Origin of the sequence: Brenneria izbisi (assembly GCF_025840185.1) — a bacterium.
GTDB lineage: Bacteria > Pseudomonadota > Gammaproteobacteria > Enterobacterales > Enterobacteriaceae > Brenneria > Brenneria izbisi.
Genome location: NZ_JAMPJU010000002.1, coordinates 259654 through 279710, shown reverse-complemented (window position 1 = coordinate 279710; position 20057 = coordinate 259654). Strand labels below are relative to the sequence as shown.

General features: G+C 39.0%; 16 protein-coding genes. 14 read left to right on the top strand and 2 right to left on the bottom strand.

Annotated elements, in window-relative coordinates:
* Window positions 1–3: 3 nt before the first annotated feature.
* Window positions 4–1833, top strand: coding sequence for an outer membrane assembly protein AsmA (gene asmA, locus NC856_RS03955; RefSeq protein ID WP_264089136.1), 1830 nt, complete (start codon window positions 4–6; stop codon window positions 1831–1833).
* Window positions 1834–1849: 16 nt separating this feature from the next.
* Here the strand turns inward: asmA and NC856_RS03950 are convergent, their stop codons facing one another.
* Window positions 1850–2005, bottom strand: a complete 156-nt coding sequence (locus tag NC856_RS03950) for an Rpn family recombination-promoting nuclease/putative transposase (protein ID WP_264089135.1) — start codon at window positions 2003–2005, stop codon at window positions 1850–1852.
* Window positions 2006–2092: 87 nt separating this feature from the next.
* Window positions 2093–3679: a TerC family protein gene (locus NC856_RS03945; protein ID WP_264089134.1), complete on the bottom strand. Its 1587-nt coding sequence runs from the start codon at window positions 3677–3679 to the stop codon at window positions 2093–2095.
* Between the two features lie 730 nt (window positions 3680–4409).
* Here NC856_RS03945 and wecA point away from each other — a divergent pair.
* From wecA to cpsG, 13 genes are all read left to right on the top strand, one after another.
* Window positions 4410–5462 (top strand): UDP-N-acetylglucosamine--undecaprenyl-phosphate N-acetylglucosaminephosphotransferase, encoded by a 1053-nt coding sequence (wecA, locus tag NC856_RS03940; protein ID WP_264089133.1) that lies wholly within the window; start codon window positions 4410–4412, stop codon window positions 5460–5462.
* A 148-nt stretch (window positions 5463–5610) separates the two neighbouring features.
* Window positions 5611–6747: a polysaccharide export protein gene (locus tag NC856_RS03935; RefSeq protein ID WP_264089132.1), complete on the top strand. Its 1137-nt coding sequence runs from the start codon at window positions 5611–5613 to the stop codon at window positions 6745–6747.
* A gap of 8 nt (window positions 6748–6755) precedes the next feature.
* A complete protein-coding gene (locus tag NC856_RS03930) occupies window positions 6756–7190 on the top strand; it encodes an arsenate reductase/protein-tyrosine-phosphatase family protein (RefSeq protein WP_264089131.1) in 435 nt (144 codons plus the stop codon).
* Window positions 7191–7206: 16 nt separating this feature from the next.
* Complete coding sequence (wzc, locus tag NC856_RS03925; RefSeq protein ID WP_264089130.1) at window positions 7207–9378, top strand: tyrosine-protein kinase Wzc; 2172 nt, start codon at window positions 7207–7209, stop codon at window positions 9376–9378.
* A 174-nt stretch (window positions 9379–9552) separates the two neighbouring features.
* Window positions 9553–10836 (top strand): O-antigen ligase family protein, encoded by a 1284-nt coding sequence (locus tag NC856_RS03920; protein WP_264089129.1) that lies wholly within the window; start codon window positions 9553–9555, stop codon window positions 10834–10836.
* A gap of 38 nt (window positions 10837–10874) precedes the next feature.
* On the top strand, window positions 10875–11615 hold the full coding sequence (locus NC856_RS03915; RefSeq protein WP_264089364.1) for a glycosyltransferase family 32 protein: 741 nt from the start codon (window positions 10875–10877) through the stop codon (window positions 11613–11615).
* 150 nt (window positions 11616–11765) lie between these two features.
* A complete protein-coding gene (locus tag NC856_RS03910; RefSeq protein WP_264089128.1) occupies window positions 11766–13055 on the top strand; it encodes a flippase in 1290 nt (429 codons plus the stop codon).
* 44 nt (window positions 13056–13099) lie between these two features.
* Window positions 13100–14158 carry a glycosyltransferase gene (locus NC856_RS03905; RefSeq protein ID WP_264089127.1) on the top strand — a complete coding sequence of 353 codons (1059 nt, stop codon included), beginning with the start codon at window positions 13100–13102 and terminating at the stop codon, window positions 14156–14158.
* Between the two features lie 128 nt (window positions 14159–14286).
* Complete coding sequence (locus tag NC856_RS03900) at window positions 14287–15480, top strand: cellulase family glycosylhydrolase (protein ID WP_264089126.1); 1194 nt, start codon at window positions 14287–14289, stop codon at window positions 15478–15480.
* Window positions 15481–15494: 14 nt separating this feature from the next.
* Window positions 15495–15914, top strand: coding sequence for a serine O-acetyltransferase (locus NC856_RS03895; protein WP_264089125.1), 420 nt, complete (start codon window positions 15495–15497; stop codon window positions 15912–15914).
* Between the two features lie 150 nt (window positions 15915–16064).
* Complete coding sequence (locus NC856_RS03890) at window positions 16065–17102, top strand: glycosyltransferase family 4 protein (protein ID WP_318841716.1); 1038 nt, start codon at window positions 16065–16067, stop codon at window positions 17100–17102.
* Between the two features lie 71 nt (window positions 17103–17173).
* Window positions 17174–18595: a mannose-1-phosphate guanylyltransferase/mannose-6-phosphate isomerase gene (locus tag NC856_RS03885; RefSeq protein ID WP_264089123.1), complete on the top strand. Its 1422-nt coding sequence runs from the start codon at window positions 17174–17176 to the stop codon at window positions 18593–18595.
* Window positions 18596–18611: 16 nt separating this feature from the next.
* Window positions 18612–19991: a phosphomannomutase CpsG gene (gene cpsG, locus NC856_RS03880; protein WP_264089363.1), complete on the top strand. Its 1380-nt coding sequence runs from the start codon at window positions 18612–18614 to the stop codon at window positions 19989–19991.
* Window positions 19992–20057 lie beyond the last annotated feature (66 nt).

Below are 20057 nucleotides of genomic sequence, written 5' to 3'. Positions count from 1 at the left end.
GGCATGAGAAGATTTCTGACGACACTGGCAATTCTGCTTGTCGTGTTGGTGGCAGGAATGACAGCGCTGGTGGTGCTGGTAAATCCCAATGATTTTCGCGCTTATATGATAAAACAGGTCGAGGAGCGCAGCGGTTATCGCCTGCAATTGGATGGCGATCTGCGTTGGCATGTCTGGCCGCAGTTGAGCATTCTGTCCGGCGGCATGTCGCTAAGTGCGCCTGGTTCGACGGCGCCGGTGGTCAGCGCGGAAAATATGCGGTTGGATGTGCAACTCTGGCCGTTGCTGTCTCACAAGCTGGCGATTAAGCAGATCATGCTGAAAGGGGCGGTCATCCGCTTGACGCCCGAAAGCGAGGCCAGAAAGCCCGGTAACGCGCCTATTGCGCCTGCGGGATCACCCGCTCCCACCGAAGGGCAAGGCTGGCGATTCGACATTGATCAACTGAAAATCGCGGATAGTCTGTTGGTGTTGCAGCGCAGTAACGGCGAACAGGTCAATGTACGCGACATCAATTTGCTGATGGAGCAGGATGGTAATCGTCAGGTCAGTATTACTCTGTCGAGCCGGATCAACCGCGATCAACGCGATGTGGCGCTCTCTCTGTCTGCGGATATGGATATGCAGCACTTCCCGCAGCAGGTTAACGCCGCTATACGCTCGCTGGACTATCAAATTCAGGGCGCGGGCATTCCCGAAGGCGGAATTAGCGGCAGCGGCAGTTTGCAGGCCAGCTATCAGCAAGATCCTGAAAAAATTACTGTCAGCCAATTGGCGCTGAGCGCCAATGAAAGCCAGCTAACGGGAAGCGGCAGCGCCACGTTGGGAGAGCGCCCCGATTATGTTCTGGATCTGAAGTCTGGCAAGCTGGATTTAGATGCACTGCTTGGCTTGAAAGCGACAGCGGATAAAAGCACGCCAGCGGTTCAGATTAAAGCGGGCAAGCCGGTGATTTCCAGCGATGCGCCGCCTGATGCGCAAAAGAGTTTACAGGAATTTAGCGCGCGCCTGTCGCTGCAAGCTGACACATTGGTTTACCGTGGGCTTGACATCAGCCAGTTCAATCTTCAGGCGACTAACCGGCAGGGCGTGCTCACGATTGCCGCACTTGACGGAAAGCTGGGGGAAGGACACTTCTCTGTGCCCGGTAAAATGGATAGCAATGCCACGCCCGCCATCACGCTGCAACCGGAGATCAAGAATGTGGCGCTATCGTCCTTGATGGCGGCATTTGACTTGCCTGAGACCGTAAGCGGCAGTTTGTCTCTTAATGGCCAGCTTAGCGGCAATGCCCTGACGCTGCCTGCGGTTACCCGTCAATGGCAAGGCGCAACGACGTTTAAAGTTAACAACATGCGTATGCATGGATTGAATATCCAGCAAATGGTGCAGATGGCCGTCGCGCGTAATAACGTGAATGTGCGAGGCCAGGAACGTTATGAACGTTATACCGAGGTGCGACAGTTGACGGGCAATGCCCAGCTTAATGCAGGCAAGCTACGGATCAGCGATCTGAACGGTATTTCTGAGTTGTTAACCGTAACCGGCGCGGGGCTGTTTGACCTCCCGGCGCAAACCTGCGATATCAACCTCGGCGTATTGATAACACAAGGTTGGCAGGGCGATGAGCAATTAGTCAAGGTGCTGCAAAACACGGCGATTCCTCTGCGGCTCTATGGCCCCTGGAACAACCTGAATTATCAGTTGCAGGTGGATCAGCTATTGCGTAAACGCTTGCAAAGCGAAATGAAAAAACGTTTAAACGAGTGGGCGGATAAAAACCAGCAAAGTCAGAAAGGTAAGGATCTGAAACAACTGCTCGATCGGCTGTAAGCAGTTGTTGCACTGATTATTCTTTGGTTAATGGCATTTTCAGCCAGCGGCGGATAGTCAATGTGATCAAACCAGTGCGGACTGGAATGGCGGGTGTTGGGCTGTGATGGTAAAACAGCAGGGGTACGACCAGCGGCAGGCTTTTATTACCTTGCGCCAGCTGCAACTGCATGGCGTTCAGGTAAAAACTCAGGTCAATCGCATGCGGTTGCAGCGGGTGGCGAAAGTTCGCGAAGCCGCATCAAAAATCCGTCCATCATCAAACTTCAAAGTCAGATGGAGGCTCGCTGAAAGGCGTAATCAGCACTTTCACAATACGATGACTTTCTACGGTGAGAATGGTGAATTGATAGCCATCAATTAACAGTTTGTCACCAGCTTGCAGGATACGCTGAGAGTGCTCCATCAATAGTCCGGCCAGCGTATAATATTCTCGCTTTCCATCCAGGGGGAGCGGAATGTACATGGTCAGATCTTCCAAAGGTAGATAGCCGTTCGCGATCCAACTGCCATCCTCATTTTGCTGAATATCATGACGGGCATCCACTTCCTCACCTTTCAGCGGCAGGTTACCGGCAATGGTTTCCATCACATCGCTTAGCGTCACAATCCCTTCGACCGAACCAAACTCGTCAGCGACAAATGCAAAATGAGTTTGTGCTTCCCTGAATTGATCAAGAGCCAGTAACAGAGAAAGCTGTTCGGGAAAAACCAGCGGCTGACGCAGCAAAATATGCAGATCAAACGGTTCATGACTTAGTTGCTGCTGTAACAGGTCTGTGACATTGACTATCCCCAGCAACTCATCCGATGTGCTGCTATCGACAATAACCAGTCGGGTATGCTGGCTGGTTTTTAATATCTGCGCTAATTCCTGTTGAGAGGTATTGAGCTCAATCGGGTCAATATCATGGCGGGACGTCATAATACTGCTGATGGTTCGCTGCGCCATACCAAGAACACGTTCGATCATGCGGCGCTCCTGCCGGTTAAAAATTTCCTGACCGGCATGCGCATTATCCGCAATCATTGATGACGTTTGGTTGTCCAGTTCTGCTTCATCATGATTTCCCCGCAAAATCCGCAGAACGACCTCGGCGGTGCGTTGGCGCAGGGGAATGGAAGAGGAAAGAAAGCGCCGACGGTTAAATTGCGAAACCTGATTCAACAACTCGATAAGCACTGAGAAACCAATAGCGGCGTAGAGATAGCCTTTGGGGATATGGTAGCCAAACGCATCCGCGACCAGGCTGAAACCAATCATCAGCAGAAAGCTCAGGCACAAGATAACAATGGTTGGATGCTCGCCGACAAAACGGGTCAATGGTTTGCTCGCCAGCAGCATCAGGAAGATAGCGATGGTTACCGCAGACATCATTACTAATAAGTGATCGGTCATGCCAACAGCGGTGATGACTGAATCGAGCGAGAAAATCGCATCCAGAACGACGATTTGCGCAACGACAGGCCAGAAACGCGCTCCCTTACGTTGCGTGTGCTGCTCCTGATCCTTGCCTTCCAACCGCTCGTTAAGTTCCATGGTTGCTTTGAATAACAGGAATACGCCGCCAATCAACATGATGACATCACGCGCACTGAATGAATGTCCTAGCAGCGTGAAGAGGGGAGTCGTCAGGGATACAAGCCAGGAAATCGACGACAATAAAAGCAGTCGCATCACCAGTGCCAGCAACAGACCCACAATCCTTGCTTTATCTCGTTGTTCTTTAGGTAGTTTTTCAGCAAGGATGGCGATAAAGATCAGATTATCAATGCCTAATACCAGTTCCAGCACAACCAGTGTTGCCAGACCTGCCCATATCGTTGGATCGGCGATCCACTCCATACTTATTATTTCACCTTTCTTAGCGAGAACATTTACCAGCGTATCAGGGACAACGAACATGAACCAGAGTTTATAAGGACATTCTGTAGCGGCGAACAACATGAGGATACATAAAAGGCTGCGCTACATTGTCAGTGTTTTGTCGGCGTTGTGCCGGATTTTAGTTAACAGGGGTTAAAAAATCAGAAAACGGCTATAAGTAAAATTTGCTACTAAATTGGCAAGACACCAGTGGCAGCATTTGAGTACAGCAGTGAGTAGCACATAGAGTAGCGCGCCCGCTCGTCATGCGAGATCAGCATTGCTCGACTGCGTTAAAGCTGGCATGCTTTGCTAGATTTTCATAAAAATGTACTGTTTTTATTCTTTAAGTTGATTTTTTGTCCTAATGGAGGATCGAATGTTATGGATACGCGTAGTCCTATTCCGAAAAAAAACCCTCCGACATCTTAATTCTTGTGATCTTCATCAAGTCACCAATACTATGAAAGCCGGGCAAAATCGATTTTGCCAAAAGTGTATTTTAACATTTTTACCGGCAACAATTGATTAACTATGGCCCATTGGGTCATACACCGACAAAAATCAGACAAAGAAAATTGTAACTTACGGATCCAAAGTCTAAACCACAGGATGGTGCTCCGTACTTTGACAGTACATTGGTAGCTACAAGCCAAGGGCGGTAGCGTGCCTGATGTCACAATTCATAACGGTTGATGATGGTGCAAACATGCAGGAATCCACGGTAATATTTTTAAGCGCGTTCGTCGCGTTATTCGTGGCAAGAACCGCGGCAGCCAAAGTGGGCTTGGTAGATAAGCCCAACATACGTAAAAATCATCAAGGCCATATTCCACTGGTTGGCGGCGTATCCATATACATGGCGCTGTGGGTACTTTATGTGCTACAGCCAGACTGGTTACCTGGTTTCTCCTTCTATATGATTTGTGCCACTACGTTACTGATCATCGGCGTATTGGACGACCGTTTTGACCTTCCCGTCTTACCCCGCATTGGATTTCAGACACTTGTCGCGGGATTAATGATGTATGCGGGCTTTTATCTGACCACATTAGGGAATGTACTCTTCGGCTACGAACTATTTTTAGGTAGTTTGTGCTATATCGTCACATTGTTTGCGGTATGGGGCGCTATCAATGCCTTTAATATGATCGATGGCATTGATGGCCTGCTAGGTGGACTGTCTTTTGTAACCCTTGGCGCACTGGTTGTCGTTTTCCACCTTGGCGGCAACAGTGACCTGGCCCGTTGGAGTTTGTGCTTGCTGGCGGCAACGCTACCTTATACGCTGTTGAACACCGGTATTTTTCTGGGGAAAAAATTCAAAGTCTTTATGGGCGATGCGGGGAGCACGCTGATCGGTTTCTCGGTGATCTGGTTATTAATTCTTGCCACGCAAGGGGAAAACAGTGTGATGCGCCCTGTTACGGCACTGTGGCTTATTGCTGTCCCGTTAATGGATATGGTGGCAGTAATGATACGCCGTCTCTCAAGAGGGAGTAACCCATTCAAAGCTGATCGCGAGCATCTGCACCACCTGTTGATTCGTGCCGGACTCACATCGCGTCAGACCCTTGCGGCAATTATTTTTATCGCGGTTTTATTTGCCGCAACAGGGATCATTTGCGAGCGTAATAGCGTAAGTGAGTCTATTATGTTAGGCGTATTTTTGATGGCGTTTGTTGGTTATCTGGGGACGATAACCCTGATGGTTCGAATGTCGGCATGGTTTCGTCGGCCTATCATCGTAAACAGACACTAGCATCGCTTGGCGGAGTGCCATGAGAAGGGGAATTACCCTTGTTTTATATGTTATATCTTGACTTCATCTGAATAGTTCTTCTCTATAATCATTGACTATTTTGTAGGGATTTGCGCAATTTTCAATTAAGAGCGATGGCATACACAGGATGATAAAGCACAAGTTAAAATTGTTACCGTTGGTGGTTTCAACCGTTCTGCTTAGTGGTTGTACCATCGTTCCCGGCAGTCATCTTTCCAGCAGTGGCAAAGAAGTTATCGAACAGCAAGATGCTGATTTTGATATTAATAAGCTGGTCAATATTTACCCGATGACGCCTTATCTGGTGGAAAAAATGCGTTCCAGGCCGTTGGTGGCGCAAAATAATCCGGCGCTGGAAAGCGAGCTGCAAGGCTACGAATATCGCATCGGTATTGGCGATGTCATCATGGTTACCGTGTGGGATCACCCGGAACTAACCACGCCAGCAGGGACGTATCGTACCGCGGCGGATACTGGCAACTGGGTACATTCCGACGGCACCATCTTCTACCCCTATATCGGTAAGGTTAAAGTGGCCGATAAAACGGTGACCGAGGTTCGTGATGAGATTATGGGCCGCCTGGCTCAATACATTGAATCGCCACAGGTTGATGTCAGTATCGCCGCTTTCCGTTCGCAGAAAGCCTATGTGACAGGCGAAGTCGCGACCTCCGGGCAGCAGGCGATAACTAACGTGCCGCTGACTATCCTGGATGCGATCAACAAAGCGGGCGGCCTGACTGAAAATGCCGACTGGCGCAACGTAGTGTTAACCCATGATGGCAAAGAACAGCGCATCTCCCTACAGGCGCTGATGCAAAATGGCGACCTGTCGCAGAACCGCCTGCTCTACCCTGGCGATATCCTCTATATCCCCCGCAACGATGACCTGAAAGTATTCGTGATGGGCGAAGTGAAGAAACAAAGCACCCTGAAAATGGACCGCAGCGGCATGACGCTGACTGAAGCGCTAGGCAATGCTGAAGGTATCGACCAGAGCTATTCTGATGCCACTGGTGTTTTTGTCATTCGGTCATTAAGGGGAACGCAAGGGCCGAAATTGGCTAATATCTACCAGCTTAATGCCCAGGATGCGACCGCAATGGTGATGGGTACCGAGTTCCAGCTCCAGCCTTACGATATCGTCTATGTGACTACTGCGCCGATTGTTCGCTGGAACCGGGTTATCAGCCAACTGGTGCCGACCATTTCCGGCTTTAATGATTTGACCGAAGGCTCATTGCGTGTTCGTAACTGGCCGTAGAGATAACGATGTTTGATTCTATTTTAGTTGTTTGCGTAGGCAATATTTGCCGCTCCCCAACCGGGGAGCGATTGTTAAAGCAGGTATTGCCTGCTAAACGGATTGCTTCGGCGGGGCTGGGCGCGTTGGTGGGCAAACCCGCCGATAGTACCGCCGCTGAGGTGGCGGGTGAACATGGTCTTTCTCTGGAAGGACACAGCGCGCAGCAGTTGACCTCTTCTTTATGCCGTCAGTACGATCTGATTTTAGTGATGGAAAAAGGGCATATTGATGCGGTGGGCAAAATTGCCCCGGAAGTACGTGGGAAAACTATGCTGTTCGGGCACTGGTTGAATCAGCAGGAAATTGCCGATCCTTACCGCAAAAGCCGCGAAGCGTTTGAATTCGTTTACTCACAACTCGAGCAATCGGCCCAGAAATGGGTGCATGCATTGAGCCGTTAACCAGTCAGGGAAACCCATGGCAGAGAAAATTTCAGTGAAAGCATCTGAAACAGCGTCAGATGAGATTGATTTGGGACGTTTGTTAGGAACGTTGCTGGATAATAGATGGTTGATTATTGGTGTTACTGCCGTATTTGCCATTATTGGTGTCTTATATGCCACATTAGCTACGCCAGTTTATAAGGCTGATGCGTTAATTCAGGTTGAACAGAATACCGGCAATAAGTTATTAAGCGATATCTCCAGCATGTTGCCGGACGCCAAACCGCAATCGGCGGCGGAAATTGAGCTGATAAAATCCCGAATGGTGATTGGTAAGACCATTCGTGATCTATCATTGGACACGGTGGTTGAGCAAAAATATTTCCCGGTGTTTGGCAAAGGCTTAGCCAGAGTTTTGAAGCAAGAACCAGGAGAAATTGCCGTTTCTCGTCTTGATGTACCGGATTCCTGGCAGGATGAAAAAATTGAGCTAACGGTATTAAGTCCTACAAATTATCGAATTGTGGCCGGCGATATTGTTAATTTTACCGGTACAGTAGGTAAGTTAGAAAGTAATAATGGCTTGACACTATTAGTAAGTGATATTGTTGCCCCTGAAGGAACCATTTTTCGCTTAAAAAAACTTAATGAGTTAACTGCGATTAATGAGCTATTAAGTGATTTCACGGTTGCTGATACTGGTAAAGATACCGGGGTTTTGCAGTTAAGTCTGGAAGGAGAAAACCCGGGAAGTATTAGTAAAATTTTAAATAGTATCAGTCAAAATTATTTACAACAAAATGTTGAGCGGAAATCAGAAGAAGCTGGTAAGAGTCTGGAGTTTTTAAAAGAGCAATTACCCAATGTGCGTGATTCCTTGAATGAGGCGGAAAACAAGCTCAATCAGTATCGCCAGCAGAATGAATCGGTCGATCTTTCTCTGGAAGCGAAATCAGTGCTGGATACTATGGTTTCGGTTGAGTCTCAATTAAATGAGCTGACCTTTAAAGAGGCGGAAATATCCAAACTGTATACCAAAGAACACCCTGCTTATCGTGCGCTTATGGAGAAACGCGTAACGTTGGAACAAGAACGAAATAAGCTGAATAAGCGCGTCGGTGGTATGCCTAAAACTCAGCAGGAAATACTGCGCCTTACGCGTGATGTACAGGCCGGACAAGAAGTTTATATGCAGTTGCTGAATAAGCAGCAGGAACTAAGCATTAATAAAGCCAGTACCGTGGGTAATGTTCGCATTATTGACCCTGCGGCAACTCAGTTGGAACCTGTTAAGCCGAAGAAAACATTAATCGTATTATTGGCTTTGATTGTTGGTGGTCTACTTTCTACTGCGTTCGTAGTTATTAAAACTATGCTCCATAAAGGTATTGAAAGTCCGGAACAACTGGAAGAACTGGGTATCAATGTATATGCCAGCGTACCGCTTTCGGAATGGCAGCAGAAAAAAGATCGGGAATTATTCACGCGTAATAAGAATAGTAATACTCGATCTAATGAATTACTTGCTACCGGTAACCCAACCGATTTAGCTATTGAAGCTATCAGAAGCTTACGCACTAGTTTGCATTTCGCCATGATGGAAGCTAAAAATAATGTGCTGATGATCTCCGGTGCCAGTCCAGCAATTGGTAAAACTTTTGTCAGTGCCAACCTGGGGGCGGTGATTGCCCAATCAGGGAAAAAAGTGCTTATCGTTGACTGCGATATGCGTAAAGGTTATGCCCATGAGTTGATGGGAACCGATAGCAGCAACGGATTATCCGATGTTTTATCAGGGCAAATCGTAGCGGGAAAAGCAATAAGAAAAACTGCAGTGGAGAATATGGACTTTATTCCCAGAGGGCAGATTCCCCCCAATCCTTCAGAACTATTAATGCATAGTCATTTCTCTGAATTTATTGATTGGGCCTCACAGCATTATGAGATTGTGCTGCTGGATACCCCGCCGATTCTAGCTGTAACCGATGCGGCGATAATCAGCAGACATGCAGGAACCTCACTGCTGGTAGCTCGTTTTGAGATGAATACCTTAAAAGAGATTGAGGTCAGTATTCGGCGCTTTGAGCAAAATGGCGCGAAGATTAAAGGTATTATATTGAATGCGGTTGTAAAAAGAGCAGCTAGCTATTATACATATGGCTATCATTACTATGGCTATTCTTATTCAGATAAGAACAATTCTTGATACTATATTTGTGCCAACTGAGTTATCCGTTGGCACTATCATTTTTGAAGAAAGAATTTGAATGGAGTAGGTTTTGAGTAATTCTGTCGGAAATAAATGGTATATTGATTTTCTAAAATTAATTATTAATTCATTAGCAACCCAGCTAACTCAGTATATATTTAGCGGTGGAAAATGAAAGAAATAGAACATAGAGGAATGATTAGAATAATATATCTATCAATCATTCTCTTTGCATTTACAAGTATTTTTAGTTTGATATCTGTCAAAACAGATAATCAATTAATGAAGTTATGGAAGGAAATACTAATAATCATTTTTTATGGAATTAGTATTTTTTTCTTGCTTAAAAGACGGTTTTTTTTAAAAAAACAGTTATTCATAGCAGTTTTTTTACCATTCGGGGTCGTTTTTTTATATCTCATTACTTCTCTTGACGATAATTTTGTTTTAGTTTTGTATCAACTAAAAAATGATATAATTCCTTTTTTATTTATTTTTGGGGTTTTTTGTTTTATCTATACTCAATCTGCCTCAGAAGTATTTTATGAAAGAATATGCAAAATATTTATTGTATTAGGAAGTATTAATTTTATTGCAATTATTATTCAAAGAATATTTACTTCATGGTTTTTGATTGCATTGCAAATAGATGATTTAAATAATCAGTCGGGAAAATCCGGATTACGATTAGATAATACGAGTGATGGTCTTCGAGCGATGGGGACGATGACTAGTTTTATTAATTCCGGTACATTAATGATATTGAGTTTGTTTATTTTGATGGAGTCAGGTGTTTTTCGTAAAAAGACGAAAATCATACTAGCGCCAATTTTTATCTTTGGGGCTATAGCTACCACATATAAAACAGCAATAATCACTTTATTACTTTATATTCCTTTAAAGTTGCTATTGGTTTTTATTCGCTCACAATTTTTGAAAAAAATAATTATATTTATCTATACTATTATTTGCTTTACTGTAATGGCCTTTTTATTTAACAGTAACTATTTATATGATCGATTAAAAGATACATCATTACGTGATGCAGTCTATAGCTCAGTCTATATTAGAGTGTTACAACATGATGATATATTAAATGATGTTTATAATCATTCGCCGTTAACCGGGGTTGGTGTCGGTGTTCATGGAACGCAAGGGCCACCACAATTAAAATATAATAGCAAAGCATTAGATAGCACTTATGTTAATATATTAAGTAATTATGGTATCTTGGGGTTAATTGTTTATATTCTTATATTCGTTGTCATTTTTATGAAAATTGTCATGTACGATGGATTAGGTGGCCTGCTTACATCCTTTATCCTATTTTTTCATTTAGGAGTAGAGTTTTTTGCTAATAATCTTTTAATGAATTTCCCATTAAATGTTTATTTTTCAATATTTATTTTTATTTCTTTGTTTTTTAAAGAAAGACAATTAACTAAGTCTTGTTAGACATTATTTCTTGCACATAAAGTAGGACGTTTTATTTGATGATTCCTAAAATAATCCATTATTGCTGGTTTGGTGGTAAAGAAAAACCACAAAAAATAGCTAATTTCGTTAAATCTTTTGATAAATTAAAGAAGGATGGTTATCAAATTATTGAATGGAATGAGAATAATTTTGATGTATACAGAAATAGCTATTTATCGAAAGCATATAATAATAAAAAATGGGCCCATGTATCAGATTTCGTCAGGTTAGATGTTCTTGAAAATTATGGTGGAATCTATCTTGATACAGATGTGGAAATAGTTAAAAACTTTGATAGCTTACTTTATTTGGATCTGTTTATTGGATTTATGTGGGATTGTAACTTGGGAACTGCTGTTATAGGAGCATCAAAGGGAAATGAACATATTAAGGCGATGAAGAATTTTTACCTGCAAGGTGAGATATCTTTTAATTCACCTAATAATGATTTACTGACACGATATTTTTTGGATAAATTTGATGATTTTAAATTAAATGGTAAAGAACAAGTTTTAGACGAGCGCATTAAAATTTTTGAAAAAAATGTATTTGAGCATCCATCATTATTTAAGTCTAAGAATTATACTATCCATCATTTTACTCAGAGTTGGAAATCAAATGGAAAAATTAAGACAATAATTAAGAGGATTGTAGTATCAGTTATTGGATTATATTTTTATAGAAAATATATATGTCGAAAATCACTAAGCGTATCCCCATTTTTTTCTAAATACAAACAAGATATAAACTCTAAATAGCAAGCCATAAATGCATATTCCTTGAGGCTTATTATAGAATGTTTTTATATATATAAATTAAGAGCTTTAACTGTATATAAAAATATATTGATTGCAATCTTGTATCGAATGAAGTTTTTTATGCTGAATATTCAGCATGGGAATATTTTTATGAAGAAGTACGTCATAAATACATGTTGGGTGCTTGCTGAAAAAATAATAAGATTGTCAGTTGTCTTCTTGTTTTTCTCTCTTGTTTCCCAAAAACTCACTATATATGATTTTGGGATGTTTTCTCTATCTCAAACAATAATGTCGCTTCTGATTGGTGTTGTATCTTTTGGATTTGATAACGTTCTTATTAAAGAGTTTTCAATATCTAAAAAAACAAATGAAATCTTTTCCACATCTATCTTTTTTAGATTTGCTTTATCATTATTAGTGATTTCCGGCTTTTCAGTTTTTTTAATATACAGTGAATATCAAGCTATATATAAATATGTATTTATTATATCTTCATTAAGTATAATATTCCAGGTTCAAACTATTTATTATTCTTATTATCAGGCTATATCAAAATCATCTGTAATAACTAAAACTAGTATAATAGCACTTTTAATATCATCAATTATAAAAATAAGCTTTATTTATTATGAATTGGGTATTTTCTACTATGCATTGTCATTCTTTTTGGACTATCTTTTCTCATTTTTGTTGATATATATAGTTTCTAAAAAAGAAGGCATTTTATTAAAAATAAAATTTTTTGATATTTTAATTCTAAAAAATTTGCTAAAGCAATCATTCCCTATTTTTATTTCAACATTGATTGTTATGATCTATACGCGTATAGATCAGTTTATGATAGCAAAAATGTTAGGAGTTGAAGAAGTCGCCAAATTTAATGTTGCAGTACGAATTTCTGATGCTTATATGTTTATACCTATGGCAATTGCTGCATCATTCTTCCCGATGGTTGCCAATAATTGTGATAAAAAGAATATACAGCAATATTTTCACGTGACTCATTTTTTTACTTTTTTTTCGGGTGCTTTTGTGGTTTGTTTGACACCATGGATGATTAGTTATTTCTTCGGAGAACGATATTACGATGCTATTCATGTTATTTATATTATTGTAATTGCAAATGTGATTTCTTCTCTAGGGACCGTAAGTAGTAATATACTGATTATCAGAAATATAGCATACTTAAGAGTATATCGTGCACTTTATGGACTTGGTATTAATGTGATTTTGAACATTATATTTATACCTAAGTATGGAATTATCGGTGCAGCATATTCATCATTAATCAGTCAAATTGTTGCTGCGTGGATAAGTAATTTATTCTCTAAGAAGACAAGAGATTGTTTTTATTTTCAGTTTTTTTCGATCGTCACTTTTGGTATGCCATGTCTTAAGGGGGTATTTAAAACGATGAAAGGTGAAGCGGGCAACTAGTCAGTTCAATCTCAAGGTTTTCAACTATTTTTTTGGTTATAAATATGAAAAATGTTCTTTTTATTATTCCTTTTTTGGGTCGAACAGGTGCGGAAAGAGTTATTCTAAATTTGATAAATAATATTGACAGAGTTAAATACAAGCCACACCTATTATTATATTCTGATATTGAGGAAAGAAACTCTTTAATATCACAGCTAAATTCTAATGTTCCTGTTTTTTATTTAAATGTGAAAGGTAGAGCTAGATATAATTTACACAGGATAATATACGGCATCAGAAAATGCTGTTTTGAAAATAACATAGATACCTTGCTAATTAGTGATGGCACTGCGAATGCTTTTCTTTCTCCATTTTTGTTTTTAATGGGAAGAAAAGTAAAAAAAATAGCACGAGAATCAAATTTACCTAGTCTATATGAGAGAAATTCTATTGCTAGACTATTATATGGTTATTTTTATAAAAATTATGACTCTATAATAGTACAAAGTAATGATATGATGTCAGACCTCGTTTTGAAAATGAAAGTACCAAAAGACAAAATTGTAAAAATTAATAATCCACTTGATTATCTTAAAATTCAAAAAATGTCTTTGCAGCAAGCTGATTTCTCTTTTCCTAAGGATAAAATAAATTTATTGACTATCGGACGTTTAACATATCAGAAGGGGTATGATTTACTTTTAACTTCATTCTCAAATATAAAGAACGATAATTACCATTTAACTATTATAGGTACAGGCGAAGATAAATCTGATTTGTTAAAGATGACAAATGATTTGCAGTTATCCGACAAGGTAACTTTCATACCATCAACAGATAATCCATACGCAATAATGAAGCAAGCTGATGTTTTTATTTCTAGTTCACGATGGGAAGGCTATCCAAATGTTGTCATAGAGTCTTTAGCTTGTGGAACACCTGTACTTGCTAATAATTATCCTGGTGGTATTAATGAAATAATAGATGGCACTAACGGCGTAATATGCTCTTTAACTGATGAACTTTTTGACGGATTAGAAAAGATAAAAGAAATAAAAAATGTTAATTTTGATAAAAATAAAATATTAGATATATATAGAGAGTATGAGTCATTATATTAAATGAAATTTTATTAATGCTGATGACCAATGTAATAAAAGTCATGTGTGTTTTAAATATTATTGATAGAAAGTGGATTGTATCGAGTTTATATTATCCTTGAAGTTATTAATTTATAGGTGAAAAGCAAATGCGCTATTTATCTGTTATTTTTTTTTATTTATCCACATTAATAATTAACCCTATGATTGCCAACGCCACCGAATTTGAAATTGGAGTTGGTACTCACATTGCTAACTATCCAGAAAATCCAGAAAAATATATCAAGCTAATGGAAAATTATGGCTTTTCTTCATTTCGTGATGGTTTTTCATGGAATGCTGTTGAGAGGGAGAAGGGAAATCTATCTATTTCTGAAAAAATTGCAGGATTAGATAGTATATTTTCCAATGGAAGGGAAAAAATTAATGTCCTGTTTGTATTAGGGTATGGTAACAAATTTTATACAAGTAACGGATATCCAAGAAACCAAAAAGAGGTAGATGAATTCTTGAAATATGTTTCATGGGTTTCTAAAAAATATAAAGGCAAAATAAAATATTATGAAATCTGGAATGAATGGCTTCTGGGTACAGGTGTGGATGTAGAAAAAAAAAGATCAATCCCATCTAATGATATTTTTATGTATTTAGTTAAACGCACCTCTGAGGAAATAAGAAAAAATGATCCTGATGCTATCTTAATGACAGGTTCTATAAATCCATTGAAACCTGCGGAGGTTGACTGGATACTTGAACTTATAAAGAAAGGATTACTTGAGTACGTAGATGGGATATCCATCCATCCTTATTCATTTAATCATCCAAATAGAAGTTTTCATAATCCAGAAAATAACATTAAATATATTGATGATTTTGAGAGTAAAATAAAATCTATCACAGGAAAAAATGTAAACTTATATATTACAGAGATGGGCTATCCAACCAGTGTATTAGCTGGAGGCGTTAAACAAAGTCAGGCTGCTCAAGATGTCATAAAATATACTCTATTGGTAAAGTCAAGAGACTTTATTAAAGGGATTTGGTGGTATGATCTGATTGATGATGGGAATGATTTATTTAACAGAGAGCATTGGTTTGGTTTATTTACTCAACATGCTGAACCGAAAGAATCTGCGATACTATTAAAAAAGCTATTATCGTTAATAAAAAATAAAAACGTAATTGTTAAAGACACTTCTGATAAAGAATATCACATCGGCATTAATGATAATAATGAATTAATAAAAATTAAGTGGAATATGGGTAAGAATTATTCATTTGATGAATGGTACCAAAAAGTAAATACCCCCGATAATGTACGATCAATTGGTAATGGTGAATGATAATAGGAGGAAAAATGCGCAATTTAATAAGAGGGGTTTATTTATTGTTTGTGAAGTTTTTTAAAATCATTTACTGTATGGTTTATTTTAATGATGGACGAATTGCATTATATAATGAACTGACTATAGGTTTAAGAACGTTATGTAAGTGTAGAACTACATTACCTCATCCATTTGGTATCGTTATCGGGAAAGGCGTTGTCCTCGGATATGATTGTCGTGTTTATCAGGGGGTCACAATAGGCTCTAAGTTTAAAGATGGCCTAAGTTATCCTATAATCGGGAATAATGTCACTATTTATGCTAATAGCGTTATTGTTGGAAATGTGAAAATTGGAGATAATGTAATTATTGGCGCTTCGACTCTAGTGATAAAAGATATTCCGGCTAATAGTGTTGTAATAGGAAATCCGGCAAGAATTATAGAAAAATAATATAAGATTTATCTTTGTTATATAAGCGTTATTAGAAGATTAATCTGCTAATTATGATAAATATACTTTAGATGTTTATTATTATTTGTTGTTAATTATAATGGATAACATGGGAAGGTTTTTATAGTGATATATATTAATGGTCGTTTTATGACGCAACATGTCACTGGGGTGCAACGTTTTGCTGAAGAGATAAGTTCCCAGCTGGTTGAACTTAGGGATGACCTTATTTTTTTGGTCCCAGAGAATGACTTTTTAAATAAACGTAAATATAATAAAGGTTTTAATATTGAAGTTGTTCCCGGTTTGAAAGGTCATCTTTGGGAACAAATTTCTTTACCTTTATATCTGAAAAGGAAGGGGAAACCTCTTCTTATAAATTTATGTAATACAGCGCCAGCCTTTTACAAAAATCAAATAGCAACACATCATGATATAACCTATGTTAGATATCCTGAGAGTTTTTCTTTTTCATTTAGACTCTTCTATCGTATTCTATCACCAATAATGATTAAAAATAGTAGAGATTTAATCACTGTTAGTGAATTTTCAAAGAAAGAGATTTCGTCTTATTATAAATGTGATCCTAACAAAATTCATGTTATAAATAATGCAGTAAGTAATTTATTTAACCAAGAAAAATCTGTGCAGTCTAATTTATTGACCGAAGAGTATGCGCTCACTGTATCATCACCGAACTATCATAAAAATTTTCATGGCTTAATTGAGTCTTTTTTGAGTGCTAATTTAAATCTGAAACTAAAAATAATAGGCAGTAATTCGGGTAATTTTGCTAAGATTCTAACAGGCGGTGATGGCGATGAACGTATAGAGTTTCTAGGTCGTGTGGATGATACGACGTTAGTTAACTTATATAAAAATGCTAAGTTTTTTGTTTTCCCTTCTTTTTATGAAGGGTTTGGAATTCCTCCTCTTGAGGCACAAGCATGTGGATGTCCCGTTATATCTTCAAATCGCGCTTCATTACCGGAAGTTTTAGGTGATAGTGTTCTTTATTTTGAACCAGATTCTAAGGAAGATATAATCTCAGCTCTAAATATGGCTAATAATGATGATGATTTGAGGAATACACTAAAGATATTAGGTTGTAATAATATTCTTCGGTTTTCTTGGATGAGTTCTGCTGAAAAATTAAATACATTACTACCAAAAAAATATGAGAGTTGATTTTGGAATGTTATCCCCATTAATGGGAATAATATGTTCAATGTGATTGTTATTATATATTGAGGGTAATTATGATACTTCCTGTAATCATGGCTGGCGGTACCGGTAGTCGATTATGGCCTATGTCACGTGAGTTATATCCTAAACAATTTTTGAGATTGAGTAGTGAGCGGTCCATGTTACAAGACACGATCTTACGTCTCAATGGACTGGATATTTTGAACCCATTAATCATCTGCAATGAAGAGCATCGTTTTATTGTAGCTGAACAGCTACGTCAAATTGGACATCTTTCCAATAATATTATTCTTGAGCCAGTAGGACGCAATACAGCCCCAGCAGTTGCATTAGCTGCATTGAATGCAACATCAAATGATGATGATCCTTTATTATTGGTATTAGCCGCTGACCATGTTATCGAAGATATTTCTATATTTCATCAGGCAATTCAATCATCAATTCCCTTTGCTGAACAAGGAAAATTAGTAACATTTGGCATTGTGCCAACAAGTCCCGAGACTGGTTATGGGTATATTCAAAGAGGAATTCAAGAAGAAAATGGAAATTCATCTGCATTTCGTGTGCAACGCTTTGTAGAAAAACCCAATTTATCAACTGCTCGGCAATATGTTGAAAGTGGAGAGTATTATTGGAATAGCGGTATGTTTTTATTTAGAGCAAAGAGTTTTTTATCTGAGCTAAATACATATCGACCTGATATTTTTGAAGCCTGTCAGAGATCTATTGAGCAGCCAATAAAAGATGAACAACAAGATTTTATTCGTGTTAATAAAGAATGTTTTAAAATGTGTCCCAGTGAGTCTATAGATTATGCAGTAATGGAGAAGACCTGCAATACGATGGTTGTTCCTCTAGATGCTGGATGGAATGATGTTGGATCATGGTCTGCTCTTTGGGAAGTATCGGATAAAGATCAGGATGGTAATGCCGTTAATGGTGACGTCTTTTTACTTAATGTCAATAACAGTTATATCAATACAGATGAGAAACTTATTGCTGCTATTGGTGTAAAAAATCTAGTAATAGTGAATACCAAAGATGCTGTTCTTGTTATTGATAAGTCCCATGTACAGGATGTGAAGTCTGTCGTCGAGTTTTTGAAAAAAAATAAACGAAGTGAATACAAGTGTCACCGTGAATCTTACCGACCATGGGGACGTAGCGATACTGTTGTCAATACACCTCACTATAATGTTAATCACATTACTGTAAAGCCTGGTGGGAAATTTTCTTTGCAGATGCATCATCATCGTGCTGAGCATTGGGTTGTTTTGTCAGGTACAGCTCAAGTTATATTAGATGAAAAAACTTACCTACTCACAGAAAATCAATCGACATTTATTCCAATAGGTATGTCACATATGCTGGAGAATCCAGGAAAAATTCCTTTGGAACTACTTGAGATTCAGTCGGGTTCTTATCTTGGTGAGGATGATATTATTCGTATCAAAGATCATTATGGTCGTGTTTAATTTTATCGAATAGGATATATCTGTGAAATTAACTTGTTTTAAAGCTTATGATATTCGCGGCAGACTTAGTGAAGAGTTAAATGATGATATCGCTTATCGAATTGGTCGTGCATATGGCGAATACCTTAAACCTAAAAAAATGGTTTTGGGGAGCGATGTTCGTCTGACAAGTGAATCACTTAAGTTATCATTAGCAAAGGGCTTACAAGATGCAGGTACAGATGTACTTGATATTGGATTATCTGGTACAGAAGAAATCTATTTTGCTACTTCTTACCTGCAAGTTGATGGTGGGATTGAGGTAACTGCTAGCCATAATCCTATGGATTATAACGGAATGAAACTTGTTCGAGAGGAATCTAAACCAATTAGTGGCGATACAGGATTGAGAGATATCCAGTGTTTAGCTGAGAAAAATAAATTTCCTCCGGTTACAAATACTGAAATACGAGGGACTTATAAGAAAGTTTCTGTGATTGAGCCTTATGTAGATAAACTAATGAGTTTTATCGATATCAATAATTTTAATCGGCCACTTAGATTAGTTATAAATTCTGGTAATGGCGCAGGTGGACATGTAATCGATGAAATAGAGCAACGCATGTTAAGTGCCGGTGTACCTATTGAACTGATAAAAGTGCATCATAATCCTGATGGAAATTTCCCTAATGGAATACCTAATCCTTTACTACCGGAATGTCGTCAAGATACTACGGATGCTGTAATTGCTCATAAAGCAGATATGGGGATCGCATTTGATGGCGATTTCGATCGCTGTTTTTTATTTGATGAAAAAGGAAGCTTCATCGAAGGATATTACATTGTTGGTCTATTAGCGGAAGCTTTCCTTGAGAAGTATCCCGGTTCTAAGATTATTCATGATCCTCGTTTGAGTTGGAATACGGTTGATATTGTCACACATTCGGGTGGTATCCCAATTATGTCTAAAACCGGGCATGCATTTATCAAGGAAAGAATGCGTAAGGAAGATGCTATTTATGGTGGTGAAATGAGCGCTCATCACTATTTTCGGGATTTTGCTTACTGTGATAGTGGTATGATTCCCTGGCTGCTTGTTGCCGAGTTACTTTGCATTAAAGGTAAGTCTTTGGGAGAACTAGTCAATGACCGTGTTGAGATTTATCCGTCCTCAGGGGAAATAAATAGCGTGCTAGACAATCCTAATGAGGCGATTGCAAGGGTATTATCTGCATACCAAGAAGATGCTTTATTTATCGATTATACAGATGGAATTAGTATTGAGTATCCCGAATGGCGCTTTAATCTTCGTAGCTCAAATACTGAGCCAGTAGTTCGCTTGAATGTTGAATCGAGAAATAATATAGTTTTGATGCAAGAAAAAACTAAAGAAATATTAAAGTTGTTAAATCAATAAAAGAATTGCGCAGTATTTACTGCGCAATTTATCTAACATTTATAATGTCTCGTATACTCAACGGCC